The following is a 19,847-nucleotide window of genomic DNA, read 5'->3' on the forward strand; positions in this document are numbered from 1 at the left end:
GCGGGCGACGGACATGCCCAGTGGCGCCGGATCAGGCGGAGTTGGCCTGCGGCCGCGAGGCGGCGCTCGCGTCGGCACCGGCGCCGGCCGGAGTGTCGGCGCGCACCCAGCGCAGCCCTTCCAGCAACGGCATCGGCCGGGCGTAGTGGTAGCCCTGCCCCCAGTGCACGCCGAGCTTGTGCAGGCAGGCGGCGGTGTCCTCGTCCTCGACGTACTCGGCCACCACCTCGGCGCCGCAGGCGCGCGCCACCGCCACCGAGGCCTGCACCATCGCGTAGTCGCGGTGCTCGCGGGTGATGTTGCGCACGAACGACCCGTCGATCTTGATGATGTCCACCGGCAGTTCCTTGAGCCGCGCGAAACTCTGCATGCCCACGCCGAAATCGTCGATGGCGATGCGGCAGCCGCGCGCGCGCAGTTCGTCGAGCAGTTGCCCCGCCTGCTCGGCGCTGAAGATGGCCACGGTCTCGGTGATCTCGAAGCAGAGCCGCGAGAGCGGCAAGGGCGCCTGTTCCAGCAGTTCCAGCAGGCGCACGCGGAAGCTCTCCGACGCCAGGCTCTGTCCGGTCAGGTTCACCGAGATGTGGGCGCAGTCCACCGCCAGTTCCGGCACCTGCCGCAACTGCGCGAACAGTTCGGTCACCACCGCCAGGTCCAGTTCGGGACCGCGCCGCGCGGCCTCGACCGCCGGCAGGAAGCGGTCCGGCCGCAGCAGGTCGCCATGCTCGTCGCGCAGGCGGCACAGCACTTCGCCGACGGCCCCGCTCTCCGGCCGGCGCCTGCCCAGCGGCAGCACCGGCTGGAAGAACAGCACCAGCCCGTCGGGACGGCGCAGGTGCGCAAGCGCCGCGCTGGCCCCGTGCAGGCGCGCCTGCGCCTGCTGCAAGGTGGCGCGCTCGGCGTTGGCGAACAGCGGCTCGACCTCGTTGCTGGCGCGCGCCTCGAACGCCAGGCTGGAGGCCAGCATCAGCGCGCCGTCCAGATCCAGTCCGGTGTCGCCGCCGAAGCGCGCCACGCCCAGGTACGGCAACAGGCGCACGTTGCGCCCGTCCACGACGAAGCCGGGCTGTTCGATATCGCGCAGCAGGCCGGCCCAGTCGATCCGGCCGCCGCATTCGGCCAGCAGCGCGAACTGCCCGCTGCCCAGGTAACAGCAGTTCACGTCGTGGGCCTCCAGCCGCGCGGCGACCTCGGTCATCACCATCGACTGCGCGCCCAGGCCATACCCCACCGCCAGCGTGTCGGTCTGGTCCAGCAGCAGGCAGGCCAGGCCGCAGGCTTCCGGCCGCTGCGCGGCCTGCCGCCGCAGCGCGCGCAGGTTGGGCAGGCCGGTCAGCGAATCGTGCTGCGCCTGCTCGTCCAGCCGCTGCGCCATGTCCTCGCGGTCGCGGTTGGCCAACAGGTAATAGAACAACACCACCAGCACGATGCCCAGTTCCAGCGCGAGGTGCAGCAGGTTGAGGAAACCCAGCGGCGCATGGCTCAGCGTGGCGGTGTCGCCCAGGCGGGAGGCCATCAGCAGCAACAGGCCGGCCAGCATCGGCAACGCCACCACCAGGCGCAGGTACAACATGCACCAGGCCATCACCGCCAGCGCGGCGATGCGGTAGTCGCTCAATACCAGCCCGCTCGGGGGCAGCGTGCCGAACTCCGTCTGCACCCGGCGGCTCAGGATGACGCTCGAGGCCAGGCCCACGCCCATCAACAGCGGCCACAGCGCCCAACGCCCGCTGCGCCGGACCAGCGGCGCGCGATGGCGCTCGCTCCAGGCCACGACCAGCGGCAGGGTGAGCGTGGCCACGCCGAAATACTTGGCGAACAACGTCTGGATCAGGCCCCCGAGCTGGCCGGCCGCGCCATAGGGAAGCCCGTACAGCAGGCCCAGCAACGCGGACCCGACCGGATAGGCGAGCAACCCGATCAGCGCGAAACGCGGCAGATCGCCGCGCGACACGACATCCTGCCCCGGCACTCTCGGCCAGCCCATGCCCCGCGCGCACAGCAGCGTCCAGACCAGGCCGCCGGCGGAAATCACCAGGCCGATGCCGATCTGTACCGGCGTATAGGAAAAGGCCAGCGCGCGCGCAACCCAGCCCAGGGTGACCAGCAGGTAACAGCCCGGCAGCACCCAGCGGTCGCGTTCGAGCATGGCGATGGCCAGCAGCAATCCGGCGTGCAGGTGCACCAGCGAGGCCTTGGAGACATCGCCCCACAGCTCCAGCTGGTAGGGAACGGCCACCTGCTGCAGCAGCAGGCAAAGGCCACCCAACAGCAGAACCTTTCCCCCCCTGGTGGCCACCCATCGATGCATGCGCGGATCCCCTGTACGCCGTCCGGGATCGACCACCGGCGACGAGGACATGCTGGCACAAAAAGACCGCACCGGTTTCGTATCATCCGAAACCGGTTCAGACCTCCGGGGTACGGTCCAACCGGGCGCCGGAGGCCCATGCGGCCGTCATGTCCGCCTGGCAGGCCAGCATCTGCGCCAGCGGCGCGGGCCGCGCGAACAGATAGCCCTGGGCGAAGCCGCACCCCAGGCGCGACAGCAGTTCGGCCTGCGCGGGTTCCTCCACGCCCTCGGCCACCACCTGTACGCCGAAGCCGTCGGCGATGCGCAGTACCGCGGTGACGATGGCCGTGTCCGCCTGCGATGCCGGCAACCTGCGTACAAAGCTCTGGTCGATCTTGATGCAGTCAAAGCGCAGGCGGCTCAGGTACGCCAGCGAGGAGTACCCGGTGCCGAAGTCGTCGATGGCGATCTTCACGCCCAACGCCTTGATGGCGCCGATGCGCTGCAGGGTGGCGTCGCCGCCATCGAGCAGCATGGACTCGGTCAACTCCAGCGTCAGCATGGCCGGCGGCAGGGCGCTGGAGGTCAACGCCTGCTCCAGCGTCATGACGAAGTCGGACTGGATCAGCTCGCGCGCGGAAACATTGACGTGCAGTTCGAAGCCCGGCGGCAAGCGCGGCAGATGGGCGGCGATGTCGTGCGTGGCCTTGTGCAGCACCCAGCGGTCGATGCCCAGGATCAGGTCGGACTCTTCGGCCACCGGGATGAAGAGGCAAGGCGGCACCATGCCGCGCGCGGGGCTGGGCCAACGCACCAGCGCCTCGGCACCGCGCATGGTGCCCGTGGCCAGGTCCACCACCGGCTGGTAATGCAGCTGCAGTTCGTGTTTTTCCAGGGCCTGGCGCAGTTCCATGGCCAGGTGCCTGCGGCCATGCATGCGCTTGGCCAGTTCCGGTTCGTAGCGCACGCAGCGGCTGGCGCCGCGTTCGGCCTCGCTCAGGGCGATGCTGGCGTTGCGCAGCCATTCGGGCAGCGCGCCGGGTGTGAGCGTGCCCGTCACCATGCCGGCGCAGGCCTGCAGCAGGATGTCGTCTTCGCCCACGGAGAAGGGCCGGTCGAACAGTGCCAGCACCTGCTGGCCGTCGCTGCCGGCCTGTTCGCAAGCCGGCGCTTCCAGCCACAGCACCGCAAACTCGTTGTGGCCGGAACGGGCCAGCAGGGCCTGCGACTGCAGGTGCGCGCGCAGGCGATCGGCCACGGCCTGGAGCAGCTGGTCGCCGGTGTGGTGTCCCACGTCGTCGCGCAGGCTGCGGAAGTTCTGCAGCTCCAGCAGGCACAGTGCCGCCGGACGGGCACCGTCCGCGGTCGCGTCGTCGGCACGCTCGACCAGGCCCGACCGCGTCAGCAGCTGCGTCAAGCCGTCGAACTGCAGCAGCGCACGCATCTGTTCGAAGGACTGGTGCAACTGCTGGGCCATGTGGTTGAAGGCGTCCACCAGCGCGGAAAGCTCGATCAACGGCGTGACCGGCAACGTCCGGGCCGCGTCCCATTCGCCGCGGGCCAGGCGGTGCGCGGCCTGGGCGGTGACCTGGATCGGGCGTATCGCCCGTTGCAGCAACCACAGGCCGAACGCCAGGCCCAGGACCGCCAGCACCAGCGTGCTGGTCATGGCCTTGCGGCTGTCGGCGCGGATGCTGCTGACCAGGTCGGACTCGGGCAACACTGCCACGATGCGCCAATCTATGCCGCGCGGGTCGTGGAAAGGCGTGATCTGGGCGTGGTAGAGCTGGCCCTGCTCGGTGAAGCGCATGCGCACGGGGCCGTCGGCGGGCGCCGACCGCTCCAGCCAGCGGGCGGCGGCGCGCAGGGCCGCCGCCGGCGAATCGGACAGCCGCATGAGCGCCGGGGGCTGGTAGGCATCGCCCTTGCGCGCCAGCACCGACTGCGGCAGGGAATGGGCGACCAGCCGGTCCTGCGCATCGATGATCGCGATATAGCCATTGCCGCGCAGCGGCTGCGTGCGCAGAAAGCGGCCCATGGTGCTCAGCCTGAGGTCGGCCGCCGCGACGCCGACCATCCCGTCGGCGGTCTTCACCACGGTGGAAGCGGACATGGCCACGTCGCCGCGCTCGCCGGTCACCATGTAGATGGGCGACCAGCTCGTGCCTTCGGCCGTGGTGGCGTGCACATACCACGGCCTCACGCGCGGGTCGTAGCCGGGAAAGCTCCGCGCCGTGCCGGCAACCGGTTCGCGGCCTGCGAAGACCTGCAGGACGCCGTGGGTACTGTCGTCCTGCAGGATCAGGCGGTAGCGGCCATCGCTTTCGCGGCGCACGCCGGTGTATTCGCCGCCCACGCCACCGAAGCTCAGGACGCTGATCTGGTCGTACTGCGCATACAGCTGGGAAAAGGCGCGCAGCAGGTGCAGGTAGATGGGGCGCATGTCGCCCGGCGTGTAGAGCCCGGCCTGCCCCAGCGCCTGGGCCAGGGCATGCTGCACCTGCAGGGGCGTTTCCAGATAGTCGACCAGCTGTTGCCGCGATGCGGTGGTGATGGCATCCAGCAGGCGCATGCTTTCCTGGTTGATGAGCCGGTCCACCTGCCGCTGTTGCCAGAAAGACAGCAGGCCGACCGCCAGCGCAAAAACCGCGATGAACGGAACGATGACTCCGGTACGAAGCGAAATGCGGAAGGACGGCATGCGCAAGGAGGATGGCCCAGGTGTCGGTTCACCGGAGAGCGACACCGGCGGCGGCGTCATGCTGGCACAAAAACGGCGCCGCCGACTCCATGGCATCCGGCCGTGGCCGGGCCGTCCCGGCTACCGCAGGGACTCATGGGCGCAGGAGGGTAAACACCCTAGGTCGCCCATTCCCCGGAGCGACGCGGATGGCACGCGACAGGGGCGTGCCGGGACCATGGCCCCGGGCACGCCTGCTTCCCAGCTTCGGCCGGCTCAGCCCTTGGCGAAACGCAGCTGGCCGCTGCCGGCCTCGACGTGGATGGTGTCGCCGCTGGCGAACTCGCCGGCGAGGATCTTCTGCGCCAGCGGGTTTTCCAGCTGCTGCTGGATCGCGCGCTTGAGCGGACGCGCGCCGTACACCGGGTCGAAGCCGACGTTGCCGAGCAGGTCGAACGCCGAATCGGCGACCTCCAGCTTCAGCCCGCGCTCGCCCAGCCGCTTCTCCAGCCCGCGCATCTGGATGCGCGCGATCTGCCGGATCTGCTGCTTGTCCAGCGGGTGGAACACGACGATGTCGTCCAGGCGGTTGATGAACTCCGGGCGGAAGTGCGCCTGCACCACGCCCATCACCGCCGCCTTCATCTGCGTATAGGCTTCCGGCGAATCGTCCGCGCTCAGCTCCTGGATCTGGTGCGAGCCCAGGTTCGAGGTCATCACGATGACGGTATTGCGGAAGTCCACGGTGCGGCCCTGGCCGTCGGTCAGGCGGCCGTCGTCGAGCACCTGCAGCAGGATGTTGAACACGTCCGGGTGCGCCTTCTCGACCTCGTCCAGCAGGATCACGCTGTAGGGGCGGCGGCGCACCGCCTCGGTCAGGTACCCGCCCTCCTCGTAGCCGACGTAGCCCGGGGGCGCACCGATCAGGCGCGCGACGCTGTGCTTCTCCATGAACTCGCTCATGTCGATGCGCACCATCGCGTCGGGGCTGTCGAACAGGAAATCGGCCAGCGCCTTGGTCAGTTCGGTCTTGCCCACGCCGGTCGGGCCGAGGAACAGGAACGAGCCGCTCGGGCGGTTCGGGTCGGACAGGCCGGCGCGCGAGCGGCGCACGGCGTCGGACACCACGCGGATCGCCTCTTCCTGGCCGACCACGCGGGTGTGCAGCACGTCCTCCATGCGCAGCAGCTTGTCGCGTTCGCCTTCGAGCATCTTGCTGACCGGGATGCCGGTCCAGCGCGAGACGACCTCGGCGATCTCCTCGTCGGTCACCCGGTCCTGCACCAGCTTGAAATCCTTGCGCTCCACTTCCTGCGCGGCGGCCAACTGCTTGTCCAGGTTGGGCAGCAGGCCGTACTGGATCTCGCTCATGCGCGCGAAGTCCTGGCGGCGCTGCGCGGCCTCCAACTCGAGGCGGGCATGCTCGATCTGCTCCTTGATCCGGGTCGTGCCCTGCAGCGCGGCCTTCTCCGACTTCCAGATCTCGTTGAGGTCGGAAAACTCGCGCTCCAGCCCGTCGATGTCGGTTTCCAGGTCGGCCAGGCGCTTGCGCGAGGCCTCGTCCTTTTCCTTCTTCAGCATCTCGCGCTGGATCTTGAGCTGGATCAGGCGACGCTCCAGGCGGTCCAGTTCCTCCGGCTTGGAGTCGATCTCCATGCGGATGCGCGAGGCGGCCTCGTCCATCAGGTCGATGGCCTTGTCCGGCAGCTGGCGGTCGGTGATGTAGCGGTTGGACAGCGTGGCGGCGGCGACGATGGCCGGGTCGGTGATCTCCACGCCATGGTGCACGGCGTAGCGTTCCTTCAGCCCGCGCAGGATGGCGATGGTGTCTTCGACGCTGGGTTCGCCCACGAACACCTTCTGGAAGCGGCGCTCCAGCGCGGCGTCCTTCTCGATGTACTGGCGGTACTCGTCCAGCGTGGTGGCGCCGATGCAGTGCAGCTCGCCGCGCGCCAGCGCCGGCTTGAGCATGTTGCCCGCGTCCATGGCGCCGTCGGCCTTGCCGGCGCCGACCATGGTGTGCAGCTCGTCGATGAACAGGATGATCTGGCCTTCGTTCTTGGCCAGGTCGTTGAGCACGCCCTTCAGGCGTTCCTCGAACTCGCCGCGGAACTTGGCGCCGGCGATCAGCGCGCCCATGTCCAGCGACAGCACGCGCTTGCCGCGCAGGCCTTCGGGCACTTCGTCGTTGACGATGCGCTGGGCCAGGCCCTCGACGATCGCGGTCTTGCCCACGCCCGGCTCGCCGATCAGCACCGGGTTGTTCTTGGTGCGGCGCTGCAGGACCTGGATGGTGCGGCGGATTTCCTCGTCGCGGCCGATCACCGGATCGAGCTTGCCGCTCTCGGCGCGCGCGGTCAGGTCGATGGTGTACTTCTCCAGCGCCTGTCGCTGCTCCTCGGCGTTCTCGCTCTGCACGGTCTCGCCGCCGCGCAGCTTGTCGATGGCGGCCTCCAGCTTCTTCCTGTCCGCACCGGCCGCACGCAGCGCCATGCCCGCCGCGCCGCTGTCGTCGGTGGCGGCCAGCAGGAACCATTCGCTGGCGATGAACTGGTCGTTGTGCTGCTGGGCCAGCTTGTCGGTGGCATTCAGCAGGCGGCTGAGGTCGTTGCCCATCGACAGGTTGCCGGCCTGGCCGGAGACCTTGGGCAGCGCGTCCAGCGCCTCGCCCAGGCGCTCGCGCAGCAGCGGCACGTTGACGCCGGCCTGGGCCAGCAGCGGCCGGCTGCTGCCGCCGGCCTGGTCCAGCAGCGCGGCCAGCACGTGCACCGGCTCGATGATGCTGTGGTCGCGGCCCACGGCCAGCGACTGCGCGTCGGCCAGGGCTTTCTGGAAGTTGGAGGTGAGCTTGTCCATCCGCATGGTGGTCATCCCGAATCAGGGGCCGGCGCCGCCGGCGATACTCGTTCAGATGCGGTTGCGGCGGTGTGATTCAAGCCCGCCACCGACAGCCATTCAGCCGCAACCATCTTGATCTTTCCAGTATCAAACACGGCAGGTGCGACGCCTTTGATCCAGCGCAATCACCTTCACCTTCCGTGAACCGCGCCACGCCGCGAAGCCATCCCCGAACGCCCTCCCCCAGCGGAAACCTCCTGCAGTCGCACTCGTCGGCGGCCCACGCTGGTCAAGCAGCGGCAGCGCCGCCATAATTGATAACGATTCTCAATTATCACTCATCAACGGATCAGGCCACGCCACCGGAAGGTGAACAGGCGCCCCAGTCCCACTTCATGCGACCCTCATGGCGGCCCAATCCGAAACCCTCGTCACGCTCTACCGCGACCACCACGCGTGGCTTCGCGGCTGGCTGGCCGGACGACTCGGCTGCCGCGAAGTCGCAGCCGATCTTGCACAGGATACGTTCGCGCGGCTGCTGGCCGGGCGCGACCTGCAGGGCGTGCTGGAGCCGCGCGCCTACCTGACCACTATCGCCAAGGGCCTGATGGCCAACTGGTGCCGCCGCCAATCGCTGGAGCGCGCCTATCTGGAAAGCCTGGCGGCATTGCCCGAACCGAGCATGCCCTCGGCCGAGCATCAGGCGCTGGTCCGCGAGGCCCTGCACCTGATCGACACCATGCTCGACAACTTGCCAGGCGATGCCCGCCAGGTGTTCCTGCTGGCGCAGTTCGAAGGCATCGGCTACGACGAAATATCCCGCCGGCTCGGCATTTCCCTGAGTACGGTCAAGCGCCACATGAAGCGCGCCCTCGTCGGCTGCCTGGCCCATGTCCCCTGACACTCCCCATCGGGAAGACCCGCTGGAACCGGCCGTGCTGGAGCAGGCCGCAGAGTGGATGCTGCGCCTGCACGACGGTGCCGGCAGCGAGGCCGACCGCCTGGCCTGCGAGCGCTGGCGCAACGCATCGCCTGCCAACGCCCGCGCCTGGGCGCGGGTGGAGCGCCTGCAAGACCTGTTCGGCCAGGTGCCGCCCGCCATTGCCCTGCCGGTGCTGGGCCGCCCGGCCGACGCGGGGCGCCGCAACGCGATCAAGCACCTGGCGCTGCTGTTGAGCGCCGCACCCGGCGGCTGGCTGGGCTGGCAACTGTGGCAGCGCAGCGAATGGAGCGCCGACCAGCGCACCGCCACCGGCGAGCGCCGCCAGTTGCGCCTGCCCGACGGCAGCCGGGTCGAACTGGACACCGCCACCGCGCTGGACCTGCGCTTTGACGCCAGCGAACGCAGCGTGCGCCTGCGCGAGGGCCGGATCCTGGTGGAAACCGCCGCCGATCCGATCGCGCCGCCGCGTCCGTTCCGGGTGCGCACCGCCTTCGGCAACCTGCAGGCGCTGGGAACCCGTTTCGAAGTCCGCGCCATCGGCGGCCGCCACCGGATCATGGTGCTGGAAGGGGCGGTCCGCCTGGGCTTCGGCCTACCTACCGTGGAAACCCGGGTGGTCAACGCCGGGCAACTGGCATGGTTCGACGCCCACGGCTGCAGCGCACCGCTCGACGCCGACCCTGCGCAGGCGGCCTGGGTCGGCGGCATGCTCGCGGCCGACCGCATGCCGCTGGGCGAGCTGATCGGCGAACTGGCGCGCTACCGCAGCGGCCGGCTGCGCTGCGACCCCGAGGTGGCCGCGCTGGCCGTTTCCGGCGCGTTCCCGCTCGACGACATCGAGCGCAGCCTGGCGATGCTGGAAGCCATCTATCCGGTGGCCGTGCGCCGGGGCGCGGGCGGCTGGTGGATCACGGTAGGCCCGCGCGGGGCTTGAACCCCGGCCCTTCCGCGCCGCATCCGGCGGCGGCAAACGCGTCGAATGAAAAACGCCTGACACTTTTTGCGGTCTCGCGTGGCAAGCACTACGTATCCCCTTCATTCCGAACATTCCCCATGCGCCGACTGCCCTCCCCGTTCCGCGTCAGCCTGCTCGCGGCCGCCCTCGCCGCAACCCCGCTGTCACCCTTCATCCCCGCAGCCGTCGCCCAGTCCGGGACGAACGCCGAGCTGCCGGCCGGTCCGCTCGGCCGCTCGCTGGCCGCCTTCGCCAGCCAGCGCGGCATCGCCCTGGCCTACGAACCGGCGTTGACCAGGGGCCTGCAGGCACCCGCGCTGCGTGGCCAGGTCGGCGACCGTGAAGGGCTGGAACGCCTGCTGGCGGGCTCCGGCCTGCGCCTGATCGCCCTGTCCGACGGCAGCTACACGCTGGAAAAGGCACCGGCCGGCAACGGCACGATCCCGCTGGCGCCGCTGCGCATCGGCGCGCAGCGCGCCTTCCCCTATTCGGAAGGCGCCGTGCTGGACCAGGCCTACATCCAGGACACCAACAAGGGCAACGGCGATCTCGCCACCCTGCTGCGCATCAACCCGGCGGTGCAGTTCGGCGAAACCGCGCGCAGCTCGCGCAACGGCGGCGAAATCCGCCCGGCCGACATCAGCATCAACGGCGCGCCGTTCTACCAGAACGCGTTTCTGCTCGACGGCGTCAGCGTCAACAACGACATCGATCCGGCCAACGCCTTCACCGCCGTCGCCGACGTCAACAACATCACCGACGTGCCCAGCCAGTCGCAGGGCATCGCCATCGACACGGACATGCTGGAAAGCGTGACCGTCTATGACAGCAACGTGCCCGCCAGCTTCGGCAACTTCACCGGCGGCGTGGTCGATGCGCAGACGCGCAAGGCCGGCGATACGCTCCATGGCAAGGTCTGGTACCGCATGGCGCGTTCGGCCTGGGACGAGGTCATCATCCCGCGCGACCAGGAAACCACCTGGGACCAGTCGGCCACCTTCGCCTACCAACCCAGCTACGACAAGTACAAGTTCGGGGTGCGCCTGGAAGGCCGCACCGCCGCCGGCCTCGGCATGATCGGCACGGTCACCCGCACACGTTCGGACATTCCGCTGCGCGGTTACAGCGCAGGCAACGTCAGCGCCACCGATGCCAACAGCAAGACCCAGACCCGCGAAAACACCGCCGCCACCCTCAATCTGGACTGGAGCAACGGCGAAGGGCTGACGCTGGGCGCGAACCTGGTCCATGCGCCCACCGAAGACCGCTACTTCATCATGAACGCCAGGGACGCCTGGTTCGACATCAAGCAGGGCGGCCCCGTGTTCAGCCTGCGCGCCAACCTGGAGCGCGCCGCGTGGTCGTTCAACAACACGCTCAGCTACAGCGACCTGGAAAGCTCGCGCCGCAGCCAGGTGGACTACTGGAAGGCCTGGGCAAAATCCGAAGTCCACGACTGGGGCGTGAACAACAGCAGCTTCGAGGGCAGCTGGGGCAATGTCGACCAGCACGACCGCAAGCTCGGCTACCGGTTCGAGGCCAACCGCACGGCCTTCGACTGGGGTGCCAGCCGCCACACCCTGCAGTTCGGCGCGTCGTACCAGCAGCGCAAGGCCGACTACGAGCGCCTGAACGACCACCTCAGCTACCTGCAGCCCTACGCCACCACCAGTTGCGCCTTCAGCAACGGCACCGTGGACAGCGACGGCTGCTCGCTGTCGCCGGTGCAGGCCTCCACCGGTACGGTCGCTGCCCCCGTCCTGGTGGCCGGCCAGGGTCAGTACTTCCGCCGCCTGACCATCTACCACGCCGGCAGGTTCAGTGTCAGCGGCAACGAATGGGCCGGCTGGTTGCAGGACGACATCCGCATCGGCAACTGGAGCGTGCGCCCCGGCCTGCGCGTGGAGGACGACAACCTCTGGAACCGGACCACACTGTCGCCGCGCCTGGCCACGTCATGGGACATCCTCGGCAATCGCGAATCGGTGCTGACTGCCGGCGTCAACCGCTATTACGGGCGCAATTTCTTCAGCTACCTGTTGCGCGAAGGCCGCGAACGCCTGACCGAGATCAAGCTGCGCACCAGCAGCAGCACCTCGTGGGACAGCGTGACCGGAACCCTCGGCACCTCGACCAACCGCATCTCCGACGTGGACATCCCACACACCGACGAATGGACCCTAGGCTTCGACCAGCAATGGAAGGGCTGGGACGTCAGCCTGAAATACGTCAACCGCGACAACAAGGACGAAGTGCTGCGCCAATCGGTGCGCAGCGGCGACAGCAGCGGCTACTACTCCACCAGCGTCTACCAGTACGTCAACAAGGGCCGCAGCCGCAGCAGCATCCACACCCTGAGCGCCGCCCCGGCGCAGACGCTGGATTGGGGCCGCAGCCATACCAGGCTGCAACTTGCCTTCGACTACACCGACACCAAACGCAACTACACCGATTACCAGACCACGTGGAGCGATGCCAGCGACGAGCTGGTCCTGTACAAGGGCGAAGCGGTGTGGCTGTACGACCTGCCGGCCAAGGACTTTGCCCGCAAGTGGAGCGCGCGCCTGTCCACCCAGACCCGCCTGCCGCTGGGGCACGGCGAACTGCTGTGGAGCAATTTCCTGCGCTACCGCGACGGCTTCCGCGACATCGTCAGGGACGGCAGTGGCAACTACAACGGCGAGAGTCTGGCCGTCTACATCGACCGCGACTACCCGCGCGCCTTCACCTTCGACAGCACTTTCGAATACACCCTGGAGCTGCCACGCGAGCAGCAGGCCTATGCCCGCGTCGAAGTCGCCAACATCCTGAACCGCGCCAACAAGATAAGCGGCACCACCAGCAGCTCGATGTATTACGAGGCCGGCCGCAGCTTCTGGCTGGAACTGGGTTACAAGTTCTGACTGGAGGACGCAACCGATGAGCGCACCTGCCGCGTTGTACGTCCGGCTGGCCCGCATCGCCAACACGCTGGTGTGGGCGCCGTTGGCGATAGTGGCGTTGCAGATCGTGCTGCTGTTCCCGTTGGGCGCGTTCATTGGAAATACGCATGCCGGCAACGTGTTGGCCGGCGGCGGTCTGTTGTTGACTGCCGCCGGCCTTCTGCTCGGGCTGGTGTCGCTTCCCTGCGCAGACCGTATCCGGTGGCCGCTGCGCCTGCTGATGATTCCAGCCTGGCTGATGGTGGCACGCCTCTCCATGATCGCCAGCGGATTTTGATTCGAATGTCTCGCGTCCTTTCTCCATCACGCCTGCTGCTCGCCGCTCTGCTGTTGTGCTCGGTGGGCAGCCTGTACGTCGCCCAGGCGCAAACCAGCGCCAAGGCGCCGGACGCTGCGCCCACGCTGGAGCAATGCCGCCAGCGCATCTCACCGAGCGCGCCGAGCATCGATTTCGATTGCCTGCGCCGCGTCTATGCCCTGCCGGTCGCGCAATGGCCCGCACCCTACATCGACGACGGCGTGCAATGGCAGGAGCTGGCGCCGCTGCCGAAACAACCTCCCGAGCCGGCCGACAATCCCGGTACCCCGGAAAAGATCGCACTGGGCAGGAAGCTGTTCGAGGACCCTCGCCTGTCGCGCTCCGGGCAGATCGCCTGCGCCAGCTGCCACGACCGCCAGCTGGGCTGGGGCGATGGCCGCAAGGTGTCCTTCGGCCACGACCGCCAGGCCGGCAAGCGCAACGCGATGAGCGTGGCGATGGCCGCGTATGCGCATCCCCTGTTCTGGGACGGACGCGCCGCCACGTTGGAAGAACAGGCCGCGTTCCCGATCCAGGATTCCCAGGAAATGGCCTTCACCACCCGCGAGCTGGAGCGCCGCCTGAACCGCAGCAAGGATTATCCGGTCGAATTTGCCCGCGTGTTCGGCAACCGCAGGATCAGCGTGCGCGAGGTAGGCCAGGCCATCGCCGCCTACGAGCGCACGCTGGTGCCACGCAACAACCGCTTCGACCGTTTCCTCGAAGGCGACCGCAACCTGCTCGGCGACCAGCAGCTGTGGGGCCTGCACCTGTTCCGCACCCATGCGCGCTGCATGAACTGCCACAGCGGCCCGGCCCTGACCGACAACGGCTTCCACAACCTCGGCCTGCACTTCTACGGCCGCCCGCAACAGGATCTCGGCCGCTACGAAATCACCGGCAACCCCGCCGACAGCGGCAAATTCCGCACGCCTTCGCTGCGCAACGTAGGCAATACCGGACCGTGGATGCATACGGGCGGATTCACCCGGATGCGCGGCATCGTCAACATGTACAACGTCGGCATGCCGCGCCCGCAACCGAAGCCGGAACAGGCCGGCGACCCGTTGTTTCCGCAACCGGACCCGCTGCTGAAAGTGCTGGATCTGCACAAGACCGAGCTGGAAGCCATCACCGAATTCCTGCAAAGCCTGTAGCCTGCCTTCGCAACTCCCTCATTCCTTGCGGCCTGGCCGCACCCGGAGACTCCCATGCCTGACAACACCTCGACCTCCCGCATCCTCCGCTCGGCCCTGACCGGCAGCCTCGCACTGGCCGGCTCCACTTTCGCCGTGCAGGCGCTGGCCGGAGGCTACGCACAAGACGCAGCCGGCAGCCCGCAGGCTGCCCCGGCCGCGGCGAAGAAGGCCCAGGAAGGCAAGTGCGGCGAAGGCAAGTGCGGGGCCCACGCACCCGCTACCCCTGCCACTCCTGCGGCCGCCCCGGCTCCTGCTCCTGCTGCCAACGCCAAGCCCAAGTCCAAGTCCAAGCCGCAGCAGGCACAGCCCGCCGCGGATGCAGCTGCCGCCGCACCGTCGCCACGCGCCGGGCGCTGACGTTACGGCCTTCGGCATGCCGGTCCCCGCTTCCTCCCTGCCTGCCGCATCGGCCGGACTCGGCCTGCGGCGGGACCTGCTGGCGGATCTGGTCGCAGCACCCGACGGCGCCTTCGACTTCCTCGAATGCGCGCCCGACAACTGGATCGGCATCGGCGGCCCACCGGGCGAGGCATTGGCCGCGCTGGCCGCCCGTCATCCGCTGACGTGCCACGGCCTGTCGCTGTCGCTGGGCGGGCCGGAGCCGCTGGACCGGGAATTCCTCGCCCGCACCCGCGCCTTCCTCGACCACCACTGCGTGCGCCACTACAGCGAGCACTTGAGCTACTGCACCGACGAAGGCCACCTGTACGACCTGCTGCCGCTGCCCTTCACCGAAGCGGCCGTGCGCCATGTGGCCGCACGCATCGGCCAGGCCCAGGACCTGCTGGGACGGCGCATCGCCGTGGAGAACATCGCCTACTACGCTGCCCCCTGGCGCGACATGGACGAGGCGGACTTCATCAATGCCGTGCTCGATACGGCCGACTGCGACCTGCTGCTGGACGTCAACAACGTGCAGGTCAACGCCGTCAATCACGGCTATGACGCCGCCGAGTTCATCGCCCGCATGCCCTCCCGGCGCGTCGCGGGCTACCACGTCGCCGGGCATCTGGACGTCGCGCCGGATTTGAAGATAGACACCCACGGCAGCGCGGTGAGCGAGCCGGTCTGGGAGCTGCTGGCGCTGGCCTTCGGCCTCCACGGCGTACGCCCCACCCTGCTGGAGCGTGACTTCGGTTTTCCGCCGCTGTCCGGGCTGCTGGACGAGGTGGCGCACATCCGCCGCATCCAGGCCGCCGGCACGGCAGGACTGCCGCGATGAACCAGGACACGCTGCGCCGGCAGCAATTGCAGTTCGCCCACCATCTCCGCGACCCGGAACATGCCCCGCCACCGCCCGGCGTCGAAGCGCGCCGGCTGGCGCTGTACCGCGAGCTGGTCCTCGGCAACCTGCAACGCATGCTGGACGCCGCCTTCCCCGTCTGCCGGACCCTGCTCGGGGAAAACGCATGGCAAGCCTGGGTACGCCGCTTCCATGCCCGGCACCGCTGCCGGACGCCGCTGTTCGTCCGGATTCCAGACGAATTCGTCGCCTACTTGCAAACCCCACAAGCCGAAGCGCCGGCCTGGCTGGTCGAACTGGCGCACTACGAAACAGTCGAACTGACCTTGCAGACCGCCGACGACCCGGCGCCGGTGCACCTCGCGGAGGGGGACCTGCAAACTGGCACCCCCGTGTTGTCGCCATGGCTGCGCGTGCTGGCCTACCGCTGGCCGGTGCATCGCCTCGGCGGAGACCGCCTGCCCGAGGACACGCGCCCGGCCATGCCGACACTGCTGCTTGTCTGGCGTGCGCCAACCGGCGAGGTGAACTTCGCCGAGCTCAGCCCGGCCAGTTTCCGCCTGCTGGAATGGCTCGCCCAGCCACAACCGCCAAGCGCGGCCGAAGCGCTTGCCCGGTTGGCCGGTGAAACCGCCGCGCCCGATCCCGCCGCATTCATGGCAACCGGGTACGACCTGCTGCGGCACTGGCGGCAGCAAGGCGTCCTGCTCGGCATCCGGCCCGGCCAGGCCGGTTGACCGGGGCGGGCTTCGACGCCGCAAGAACCCTTGTGATCGGCACGGCATGGTGGAGCGCAGGAGACGCCCGATATGCCCGCACACGTCCGCCGGGAAGTGTCACGACAAGGTGAGCGGGTGTGCTTGCGGCCGCGGCAACGGTGCGGTGCCCTTCAGCGCAGGAAGAACTCCACCGGCACTTCCAGCTCCACCGGGTCGGGCAGCGAAGCCGGCGGCGCTGGCAACGGCTGCGCGCGATGGAAGGTCTGCAATGCCTCCTCGTCGAGGAGCGCGTGGCCGCTGCTTCGTTGCAACGCCGCCGACAACACGCGCCCCTGCCGGTCGATGCGCACGTGCACGTATGCCACCCCTTGTTGCCGCGCGACCTGTGCCGCACGCGGATAGCGGCGGAACCGCTCCAGCCGGGCCAGCACCTCGCCGGTCCAGTTCGCCTGCATTCTGCCGGCATGGCGCGGCGCCGGCGGCAGCGATGGGGCGGGCGGAGCCGCCTGCTGGCTGCGTTCGGCGGCGTCCGGCGACGCGGGCGATGAGGGCGGCTCCGGTATCGCTTCGGCAACCACGTCGGGAAACTGCGCGGCCGCAGGCATGGCCTCGGCCAGCGGCCGTTCGAAGGTCGGCGGCGCCAGCGCAGCAGAGGAGCGCGGAGGTGACGCCGTGCTGTCGGGGGTCGGCGTCGGTGCCTGCAACTGCGCCACCGGCATCGCCGGGGCCGCGGGCGGCAGCAGGTTTAACTGCACCCGCACGGTTTCCTCCGCAACCTTCGCCGGCACCGGCATCCGTGCCCAGCCACCCAACACGCCCACCGCTACAGCCAGGTGCAGCAGTACGGTACTTGCCGCCGCTAGCCAATGCGTGCGCCGCTCACGGTCGGCCAGCGTGCGTTTCGTACGCCTCATGCCAGCCCGGCCGAGCGGCCCGTTCAAGGCAGCACCTCCGGGGCACCTCCGCGTCGAGAGGACCTCGGCTGTCGCCGGCTCCCCATCAATCGCGCCGGCCACCATGGACATGATAATCATTCTCAAATTATACCCGGGACACGGACTCTCCACGCACATGCCCCAGTGAAGGCCCCGCAACCCGCCTGCTGTCCGGTGAAACGGATCCGTCGGCTAACCCGCGTGCATCGATGCCTTGGAAATCAACGGGAAAATCGTGAGCCCCCGTCGGTAACGCCAACCTCTCATCCGAAACGACGCGACAGCCCGGCAACGCCAATGGGGTAGCGCCTGCAATCCCGACTCACTCGCCTGGCCGCCTTGCCAGATACTGGAGGGCCCCTGCCCGCCACCCCGCTTTGCCCGACCTCCGCTCCGGATCATCCGGAACGCGAGGCCTGGCTTATCCATCCGCCCGGGTGTCCTTGCCTCCTGCCGGCTGGAGCGAACCGAGCAGGCCCAACACCGCCGCCAACGCCACGTAGGCGCCGGCGAACTGCCAGCTGATGCTGCGCTGCAGCCCCTGCAACGCCCAGGGCAGGTACACGCCGCCGCGCGGGTCGACCGAATGGATCAGGCCGAACAGGGTCAGCAGCGCGGCGACCAGCAGCAGCGCCGACGCGCGGTGCAGCCGCTGCTCGATCATCGCCACCACCGTGGCGATCCACAGCATCGCGGTGATGATGAATCCATTGCCCAGGGCGAAGATCACCGCCAGCTCCGGCAGGCCGTGGCCATCCACGGCGGTGGTCAGCTCCGCCAGCCGCTCCGGCGCGATCCAGCCCGGCGCCTTGATCGCCAGCAGGTAGGCTACCGACGGCAGGAAGCCGAGCACCATCGCCGCGGCGTGCCGCTTCGGCGTGGCCTCGAATGCCTGGGTGGTGATGTCGATGGCCACGTACACGATGATCGGCGCCAGCACCGCCAGCGGCAGCCACTGCACCAGCCCGGAGATCACCCCCAGCATGCCACCGATGCCGACGAACAGGCCGGTCAGCAGCGTGTAGCCGCTGCGCGCGCCCATGTGTTTGTAGGCAGGCTGGCCGATGTAGGGCGTGGTCTGGGCGACGCCGCCGCAGAGCCCGGCCACCAGGGTGGCCACCGCCTCGACCAGCAGGATGTCGCGGGTACGGTAGTCGTCGCCGGCCGCGCGCGCGCTCTCGGACACGTTGATGCCGCCGACCACCATCAGCAGCCCGAATGGCAGCAGCAGCGGCAGGTAGTCCATCGCCGCCGGCAGGCCGTCGATGAAACCCAGTGTCGGCAACGGCAGCACCATCTGCGGCGGCGTCCACTGCGGCAGCGTGAAGCCCGGCGCGCCCAGTCCGGCCAGCCCCAGCCCGTAGTACAGCGCGGTGCCCACCACGAAGGCCACCAGCACGCCCGGCGCCCGCACCGGCAGGCGGCCCTTGGCGACCAGCACGTACAGCAGCAGGCCAAGAGTGACGAAGCCCGCCACCGGCGAACGCAGCGCCTCCAGCAGCGGCAGCAGCCCCATCAGCACCAGCGCGATGCCGGCGATGGAGCCCAGCAGCGCGGCGCGCGGCAGCGCGCGGGTCACCGCCTCGCCGAAGAACGACAGCACCAGCTTGAACACGCCCATGATCACCAGCGCCGCCATGCCCAGCTGCCAGGTGGCCATCGCCGCGGCCTGCGGCTCCATGCCCTGCTGCCGGAAACCGGCGAAGGCCGGGCCCAGCACCAGCAGCGCCATGCCGATGCTGGTCGGCGCGTCCAGGCCCAGCGGCATCGCGGTGACGTCGTCGCGGCCGCTGCGCGCGGCCAGCCGCCGCGCCATCAGCGTGTACAGCAGGTTGCCGACCAGCACGCCGAAGGCGGTGCCGGGGAACATGCGCCCGAACACCACCTCGGCCGGGAACTGGAAGATGCCCACCAGCGCCATGGCGATGAAACCGAGGATGGACAGGTTGTCCACCACCAGGCCGAAGAAACCGTTGAGGTCGCCGGCGACGAACCAGCGCGGGCGGGGAGAGGCGGACGTGGAGGTCATGCGTGGGCCTGGGTGGTTGTTTCTGTCTTTTCGTAGGAGCGGCTTCAGCCGCGATCGGGCCTTACCGGTAAAGCCTATTCGCGGCTGAAGCCGCTCCTACCGGGTGCCGGGGTACTGCCGGTCAGAAGGAGACCTCGACCGCCTGCTGCGACCACAGCACCGACTGGTGGTGGGTGGCCTGCTTCCACGCCAGGCGGATCGCCTCGATGTCGTTGCGGCGCTGCGGCGTGTCCTCGTGCAACACCACCAGCACCTTGGTGCGCAGCCGGTTCGGTGCCGGCGCGCCGCGGAACAGCCATTGGCCGTAGGCGTCGAACACGGTCAGGCCGTCGGGGAAACGCGACGTCACTTCGCGGTCGAGGAAGGCGCGCCATTGCGCTTCGCTGATCGTGTCGGTCTGTTCGCGGCGGGAGTCGCCGTTCTCCTGGCCCACGCCGAAGTACAGTTCGCTGCGCACCCAGTGGGCGCCCTCGGCGGGGCGGGCGGCGTCGCCGTGCAGCGCGGCGGTGGGCGGCGGATCGGCCGCGGGAGACGCGGCGGAGGCAACCCCGCCCAGGCACAGCAACAACGGGAACAGCAAAGCGGAAAACTTCATGGATGACCTCTGTAGGGATCTGCAGGGTGGCATCCTTGTCACTGCGCCGGCATATCACGTTTGCGGATGAACTGATGCCGCGCGGGGCTTGCACCCGGGACCGGCATCACGCGAAGATAACATATCGCTCCATCCGGATGAATGTAACAAATCATCCGCCCCCCTCCCCCACGTCATT

Annotated in this window: 14 protein-coding genes; 8 read left to right on the top strand and 6 right to left on the bottom strand. The window is 68.9% G+C overall.

What is annotated here, in order from left to right; translation table 11 throughout:
• Positions 1-31: 31 nt before the first annotated feature.
• From CQ393_RS06960 to clpB, 3 genes are all read right to left on the bottom strand, one after another.
• Positions 32-2,269 carry a bifunctional diguanylate cyclase/phosphodiesterase gene (locus CQ393_RS06960; protein ID WP_153190831.1) on the bottom strand — a complete coding sequence of 746 codons (2,238 nt, stop codon included), beginning with the start codon at positions 2,267-2,269 and terminating at the stop codon, positions 32-34.
• Positions 2,270-2,408: 139 nt separating this feature from the next.
• Positions 2,409-4,865, bottom strand: a complete 2,457-nt coding sequence (locus CQ393_RS06965) for an EAL domain-containing protein (RefSeq protein WP_228114332.1) — start codon at positions 4,863-4,865, stop codon at positions 2,409-2,411.
• 384 nt (positions 4,866-5,249) lie between these two features.
• Positions 5,250-7,835 carry an ATP-dependent chaperone ClpB gene (clpB, locus tag CQ393_RS06970; RefSeq protein ID WP_153190852.1) on the bottom strand — a complete coding sequence of 862 codons (2,586 nt, stop codon included), beginning with the start codon at positions 7,833-7,835 and terminating at the stop codon, positions 5,250-5,252.
• Positions 7,836-8,217: 382 nt separating this feature from the next.
• Here clpB and CQ393_RS06975 point away from each other — a divergent pair, with 382 nt between their 5' ends.
• From CQ393_RS06975 to CQ393_RS07010, 8 genes are all read left to right on the top strand, one after another.
• The gene (locus CQ393_RS06975; RefSeq protein WP_153190832.1) at positions 8,218-8,712 is read left to right on the top strand and encodes a sigma-70 family RNA polymerase sigma factor; all 495 of its coding nucleotides are present in this window, start codon (positions 8,218-8,220) and stop codon (positions 8,710-8,712) included.
• Complete coding sequence (locus CQ393_RS06980) at positions 8,702-9,688, top strand: FecR family protein (protein WP_153190833.1); 987 nt, start codon at positions 8,702-8,704, stop codon at positions 9,686-9,688. Before CQ393_RS06975 ends, CQ393_RS06980 begins: the two co-directional genes overlap by 11 nt.
• 119 nt (positions 9,689-9,807) lie before the next feature.
• Positions 9,808-12,612, top strand: a complete 2,805-nt coding sequence (locus CQ393_RS06985) for a TonB-dependent receptor plug domain-containing protein (protein ID WP_153190834.1) — start codon at positions 9,808-9,810, stop codon at positions 12,610-12,612.
• Positions 12,613-12,628: 16 nt separating this feature from the next.
• A complete protein-coding gene (locus CQ393_RS06990; protein ID WP_153190835.1) occupies positions 12,629-12,928 on the top strand; it encodes a hypothetical protein in 300 nt (99 codons plus the stop codon).
• Between the two features lie 5 nt (positions 12,929-12,933).
• Positions 12,934-14,106: a cytochrome c peroxidase gene (locus CQ393_RS06995; protein ID WP_153190836.1), complete on the top strand. Its 1,173-nt coding sequence runs from the start codon at positions 12,934-12,936 to the stop codon at positions 14,104-14,106.
• Between the two features lie 54 nt (positions 14,107-14,160).
• The gene (locus CQ393_RS07000) at positions 14,161-14,505 is read left to right on the top strand and encodes a hypothetical protein (protein ID WP_153190837.1); all 345 of its coding nucleotides are present in this window, start codon (positions 14,161-14,163) and stop codon (positions 14,503-14,505) included.
• Positions 14,506-14,521: 16 nt separating this feature from the next.
• A complete protein-coding gene (locus CQ393_RS07005; protein ID WP_153190838.1) occupies positions 14,522-15,370 on the top strand; it encodes a DUF692 domain-containing protein in 849 nt (282 codons plus the stop codon).
• Positions 15,367-16,128: a putative DNA-binding domain-containing protein gene (locus tag CQ393_RS07010; RefSeq protein WP_153190839.1), complete on the top strand. Its 762-nt coding sequence runs from the start codon at positions 15,367-15,369 to the stop codon at positions 16,126-16,128. Before CQ393_RS07005 ends, CQ393_RS07010 begins: the two co-directional genes overlap by 4 nt.
• Positions 16,129-16,280: 152 nt before the next feature.
• Here the strand turns inward: CQ393_RS07010 and CQ393_RS07015 are convergent, their stop codons facing one another.
• The 3 genes from CQ393_RS07015 to CQ393_RS07025 all read right to left on the bottom strand — a co-directional run bounded on the left by CQ393_RS07015 (position 16,281) and on the right by CQ393_RS07025 (position 19,669).
• Positions 16,281-17,051 carry an energy transducer TonB gene (locus CQ393_RS07015; RefSeq protein WP_194269603.1) on the bottom strand — a complete coding sequence of 257 codons (771 nt, stop codon included), beginning with the start codon at positions 17,049-17,051 and terminating at the stop codon, positions 16,281-16,283.
• 415 nt (positions 17,052-17,466) lie between these two features.
• Positions 17,467-19,074 carry a hypothetical protein gene (locus CQ393_RS07020; RefSeq protein ID WP_153190841.1) on the bottom strand — a complete coding sequence of 536 codons (1,608 nt, stop codon included), beginning with the start codon at positions 19,072-19,074 and terminating at the stop codon, positions 17,467-17,469.
• Positions 19,075-19,195: 121 nt separating this feature from the next.
• Entirely contained in the window at positions 19,196-19,669 is a 474-nt protein-coding gene (locus CQ393_RS07025) for a DUF3574 domain-containing protein (RefSeq protein ID WP_153190842.1), read from the bottom strand.
• Between the last annotated feature and the right edge of the window lie 178 nt (positions 19,670-19,847).

This window comes from Stenotrophomonas sp. MYb238, assembly GCF_009496535.1.
In the GTDB taxonomy this organism is placed as follows: Bacteria; Pseudomonadota; Gammaproteobacteria; order Xanthomonadales; family Xanthomonadaceae; genus Stenotrophomonas.